4 protein-coding genes, 1 tRNA gene and 2 pseudogenes are annotated in these 4,902 nt (G+C 36.8%); 2 read left to right on the top strand and 5 right to left on the bottom strand.

Features of this window, described 5'->3' with window-relative positions; all coding sequences use genetic code 11:
- Window positions 1-22: 22 nt before the first annotated feature.
- Window positions 23-97, bottom strand: a pseudogene (locus tag D0T49_RS13160) (3-oxoacyl-[acyl-carrier-protein] synthase III C-terminal domain-containing protein); the annotation flags it as partial.
- Window positions 94-216: pseudogene (locus D0T49_RS12665) on the bottom strand (Arm DNA-binding domain-containing protein); the annotation flags it as partial. The pseudogenes D0T49_RS12665 and D0T49_RS13160, both read right to left, overlap by 4 nt.
- A gap of 273 nt (window positions 217-489) precedes the next feature.
- Here D0T49_RS12665 and D0T49_RS12660 point away from each other — a divergent pair.
- Window positions 490-564 (top strand) — tRNA-Pro (locus D0T49_RS12660).
- Between the two features lie 177 nt (window positions 565-741).
- Window positions 742-2,052 carry a site-specific integrase gene (locus tag D0T49_RS12655; protein ID WP_163632245.1) on the top strand — a complete coding sequence of 437 codons (1,311 nt, stop codon included), beginning with the start codon at window positions 742-744 and terminating at the stop codon, window positions 2,050-2,052.
- On the opposite strand, the gene D0T49_RS12650 is transcribed toward D0T49_RS12655, so the two are convergent.
- Genes D0T49_RS12650 through D0T49_RS12640 form a run of 3 tightly spaced genes read right to left on the bottom strand, consistent with a single transcriptional unit; the run spans window position 2,030 to window position 4,847 of the window.
- Window positions 2,030-4,129, bottom strand: coding sequence for a hypothetical protein (locus tag D0T49_RS12650; RefSeq protein WP_163632242.1), 2,100 nt, complete (start codon window positions 4,127-4,129; stop codon window positions 2,030-2,032). The two genes, D0T49_RS12655 and D0T49_RS12650, sit on opposite strands and share 23 nt — an antisense overlap.
- A complete protein-coding gene (locus D0T49_RS12645; RefSeq protein ID WP_163632239.1) occupies window positions 4,126-4,707 on the bottom strand; it encodes a hypothetical protein in 582 nt (193 codons plus the stop codon). Before D0T49_RS12645 ends, D0T49_RS12650 begins: the two co-directional genes overlap by 4 nt.
- Window positions 4,704-4,847, bottom strand: coding sequence for a hypothetical protein (locus D0T49_RS12640; RefSeq protein WP_163632236.1), 144 nt, complete (start codon window positions 4,845-4,847; stop codon window positions 4,704-4,706). The genes D0T49_RS12645 and D0T49_RS12640 overlap by 4 nt, the downstream gene beginning before the upstream one ends.
- Between the last annotated feature and the right edge of the window lie 55 nt (window positions 4,848-4,902).

The following is a 4,902-nucleotide window of genomic DNA, read 5'->3' as shown; positions in this document are numbered from 1 at the left end:
ATAATTTATCTCGATTTTTTTATCAATATCCCCACTTCAGGTAAATTGCTCCCCACGTAAACCCGGCTCCAAAAGCAGTAAGAATGATATTGTCACCGACACCCCTAAACTTTTATACTTTTTCTTACCGTCTTTACATATACGAATCATTAATGGATGTTCCCCATTGGTGAGGTTTTTAGACTTGTAGCAAGTGATACTAATTGTAGCATTCATATTTGAGTTTTCAGTTTAACTCTGGTTTAACTCTGGTTTAACTTTGGTTTAACCGAAGTGCCTGAAACGCCCTATTTTTCAATTTCAAATAGGTTTTGATTTTACAACTATATTTTAGTCCTATTTTGACAATTCACCTAATATTTTTGTAGATTTCACTTTTATTTTCACCTTAAAAACCCTTATTTTACACCACAGGACTAAAAAACAGAAAAAATAATTTGTTTTATTCAAAAAAGATTGTACCTTTGCACAGCTTTTCAAGAAAAGCAACGGGGTGTAGCGCAGTCCGGTTAGCGCACCTGCTTTGGGAGCAGGGGGTCGTGGGTTCGAATCCCGCTACCCCGACATTACAAATAAAGCTCTGATAATCAATGCACAAAACATGATTATTAGGGCTTTTTTTATTAAATTTTTGCCTATTTACAACACTATATGCACTGTTGGAAATGACAATTTTTGAAGAAAAAAGCCTGTTTTTGAAGAAAATTATTGCAAATATATTGCAAATAAAATCTTATCAACATGGCATCAGTAAAATTTTATTTAGACACAAGGTCACAAAAAAAAGACGGTACATTTCCATTAAAACTTACCATTACACACAAAAAACCGTTTCACATTCCGTTAGAGGTTTCAATCCCTAAAGAGAATTGGATTGCAAATAAAATAGAGGGAGAAGTCAAAAACAAAAAATTTCTCAACAGCTATATCCAAGCTCGTTTTACAAGTGTCGAAAATTACCTTCTAACTTTACAACTTCAGGGACAATTAAAATCTTTATCGCCGGAGGAGTTGAAACATAAAATCATCATGCTCAATTCTCCGGAAGAATTTGAAAATTCAGAAGAAAAGAAAAAAGAAAAAACACTTGGTGAATATAAACTGTTTAAAGAACATGCTGAGCAGTTCATTTCCACACGTAAGACCGATGGCACAAAAGAGGTTTATAGATACACATTGGATACACTTGCTAAAATGTGCGACCTGAACACTCTCACTTTCGGCGAAATTGATTACTGCTGGTTAGAGGATTTTGAAAGCGCTTTATTTTCTACAACAAGTGTCAACACACGCTCAATTCATTTGCGGAATATAAGGGCAATTTATAAAAATGCTACTAAACGAAAACTTGTCAGCAAAGACCTGTACCCTTTTGAAGATTTCACAATAAGCAATGAAGAAACAGCCCATCGCAACCTCACTGTTAGTGATTTGGTGACCATCAGAGATTATCCGGTAGAACAACATCAGGAAAAATACCGGGATTTATTCATGCTCATGTTTTACATGGTAGGGATAAACTGTATCGATATTCTCCAAGCACCCCATAATAGTATCAAAAATGGCCGTCTTATTTACCGTCGGGCCAAAACAGGACGGTTGTATGATATAAAGATTCATCCTGAAGCAATGAGAATTATTGAAAAATACGGAAACGGTAAAAAATATTTATTAAACTTTCTCGATAACTATGATAATTATAAGGACTTCCGGAACAGATTTAATAAAAACTTAAAACAGATTGGTTCGGTCGAATGGGTCAATGCAAAAAGCAAAAACGGAAGGCCTATAATAAAAAAGGAGAGGAAACCTTTATTCCCTTTCCTATCTTCTTATTATTCGCGCCACACATGGGCAACTCTGGCTGCCGATTTAGACATTCCCGAAAAAACCATTAAAGCCGGGCTTGGGCATGGTAAGAAGTCAACATCCGATATTTACATCAATTTCGATTTAAAAAAGGTAGACGAAGCAAACAGAAAAGTGATTGATTACGTAAATAATTATCAAAAGGATTCAGACAAAGAAGTTACCATGCCGTCCTGCGGATAGTGCTTGTTTCAGGGGCATTTTTTATGACGGCGGGAGTTGGTAGTTGGTAGCAAACATATAATCCTATCATCGTTGCCATTATCCTGTCGTCATGTTTTTTTGCTTTAGCACCATAAGAACCATCTTTCTTTTTTTCATAAGTTCGGGCTTCATTCAAAGTTTCCTCGTCCCTTTCTATATAACCACTTTCACGCAGAATAGCAATGTAATGGCTTATTATCATCGGCTTGGTATTCTTATTGGTCTGGAAGCCGTATTTTATTGGTGCGCCTTCGCGGATTTTTTCAGCAGAAGTACGACTATACAGATTATCATAATACTCTGCAATCGTATCAAATATAAATTCCGTTTCATCTCCACTTCTGTCTGTGCTGTCATAAGTATTACTTTCAATTACCAGCAGAGCATCATTATAATACCTTGCTATCTGAGCAGCTATCCATATCGTTATGTCCTTATCAATATGACCATAAAATAAAGCTACCACTTGTGGTTTCTCACCATATTTCATCCAATACCTGTCAAAAACCTTAATAACACCATAATCCGCACCCTCAGACGTTCCTTTTTGTGGGTCGAATACAACAACATAACGGTTGCTTATTTTTTGTTCAGTATCAGGGTACTCCCATATATGCAATTTGTTTACACCTTTAATAAACCTTATCTTTTGGTCACCGTTTAAAACAAAATCAGTTGCTTCGTTGTCTTTCAGAAAACGTACATTTTTAAGTATCTCTTTTCTCCGCTCAGGTTCTACGATTGCAATTTGTGGAGAACAACTTGAAATCATATCACCTACCGCAACTGGAGGACAACAGCCAGCTCTTAGTTTCTCAACGTCTTCCGATTTGAAAACAGGACTACCTGAATCCTGAAAAGCCTCTATGTCATTCGATGGAAACTCCTGTTTCATCTTGCTTTCACTCGGCATAGTAGCTGCCATCATTCTTCGCCAGTTTAAGTTTTCAAGCGTACAAAGTTTATAGTTATTCCATAAGTTTTGTTCGTATTCATTAAAAGTTGATATAAACTCCGAAATAGTTCCTTTTTTCTTTCTTCCGTTATGTTGGTAATAATAACCGTCGAATATCTCCTCATATAAGGGAATCATAAACCATGGAGCAAATACAGCCTCAAAAGAGGTTTCTTGTTTTTTTGCTTTCTGCCATTGTTCATAAAAATAATCTCCCACACCATTAGCAGTACTTTCTCTTACAATCATAGTATATGCTCCTTTGGTAGAAGAAGAAATGATGCTCGATTCTAACAATTCCGGGTTATTTCCCTCGGTTGCCGGATAAAATGCTTCTTCGGAAAAATGAACCATCTTTACGTTTTGCGAACGGACACTTTCCGGTTCTGTCGCAAATCCGACTGTAATCCGACAACCTCGCTCCGGTATTTCTTTTATATTTTGGGTTAGCGCAAACGATTTCATCGAAAACTTAACCCCCTCTATTGCCGGCATTACTTTAACCGAACGCTCATACATAGAACGAACATTTATTGCTGCATCTCTCACATGCGCGCAAACTACACTATTCCAATTCTTTTTGTGAATTATCTGAATCCATTTCATGTACATTTGGGTAAGTGTAGAAAAACCCATTTGTTTTGCCTTGAGAACCTGAGCTTGAATTTGGATTCCCTCTTTTCGTTGTTTCTCGAATACTGCGAGTAACATTCTTTGTGCAGGATTGAGTTTGAAACGAATAGTTTCTGCCGATTGTTTATCCTCGATTGTTATACAGGAAATGGCGAAAAACTCAAAATCGTACTTATAACGTTCTTCGCACAATTTTAGCCAGAAATAATCTATTTGCTCTTGGGTGGGGGTTGCTCTTAGCTGCATTTTTAGCAAGGCAGCTATCGAGCCATATTTTTTTAATAGCCGAATAGCTTTAAAGTTCGACATTTCAATAGGCAGGTAAAATGTCCGGGGATTTTTATCTTCAACGGTCAATACAAACCTTTCTCCGTCACAATTCAGGCCGGAGACAGGGTCGTAATCTTTTTTCTTTTCGGCATTACGATAGGCATTCTCTCTTATTATCTTCTCAACATCAACCTTCAAAACAAATACTTCAATTTAAAACTATGATAATTCTCTTGTAACTTGTAACTCGTAACTCGTAACTGAAAACTATACTCCACCCCTATACGATGATAAAACACCCCTCCACCAAAAGAGAAATAGCCATTTGTACAATATCCTGCGCTTATAAACGGTTGAAATACCCCTTCTTTGACTTCTGTTCTAACCTCTCGGATAGGAGTAAACTTGAATGATAAAGAATCGAGACGGTTATACTGCACTTTCCCCGAAAAGTCTATCTTTCCGTACTTATCATCATACAGTATCTTTGAATAATAATTAGCCCGTGCATAATTTTCAATGATGGCCGGAGTATCTACCTTTTGAACTATATGTTCTTTATCTTCTATCCAAAATACAACAGGTATAGTCGGAAGCTCTGTTTTATCAGGAAGTATAGATTTTACAGGAATTAAATCAGGCACGCCATAACTCCCCTCAATAGTATCCTGTTTTTCATATCTTACCTGCGTTTCTACGGATTTATCACTCCTCCCAATAAAGAAACCCACAACAAAACAGATAATGCCTGAAATAAGCGTATATCGCATTTTCATAATTCATTTGCTTTATTCCACATATCCAACCGCGCCACTTGCTCCCAATTATTGGGGTTATTGCGCCACCGATAGTAACGGATGAGCAAAGCTGCGTAGTTGCGTATATGTTTGCGGATTCTTTTTATAATTATTGGCATATTGGCACATTAAGATATTGACACATTAATCCGGTATCTCCAAATAGGGCGTAGG

The sequence above is a fragment of the Paludibacter sp. 221 genome (assembly GCF_010501035.1).
Lineage (GTDB): Bacteria > Bacteroidota > Bacteroidia > Bacteroidales > Paludibacteraceae > QVMH01.
Note: the sequence above shows the minus strand (reverse complement) of the source record. Positions and strands in the feature narration are given on the sequence as shown.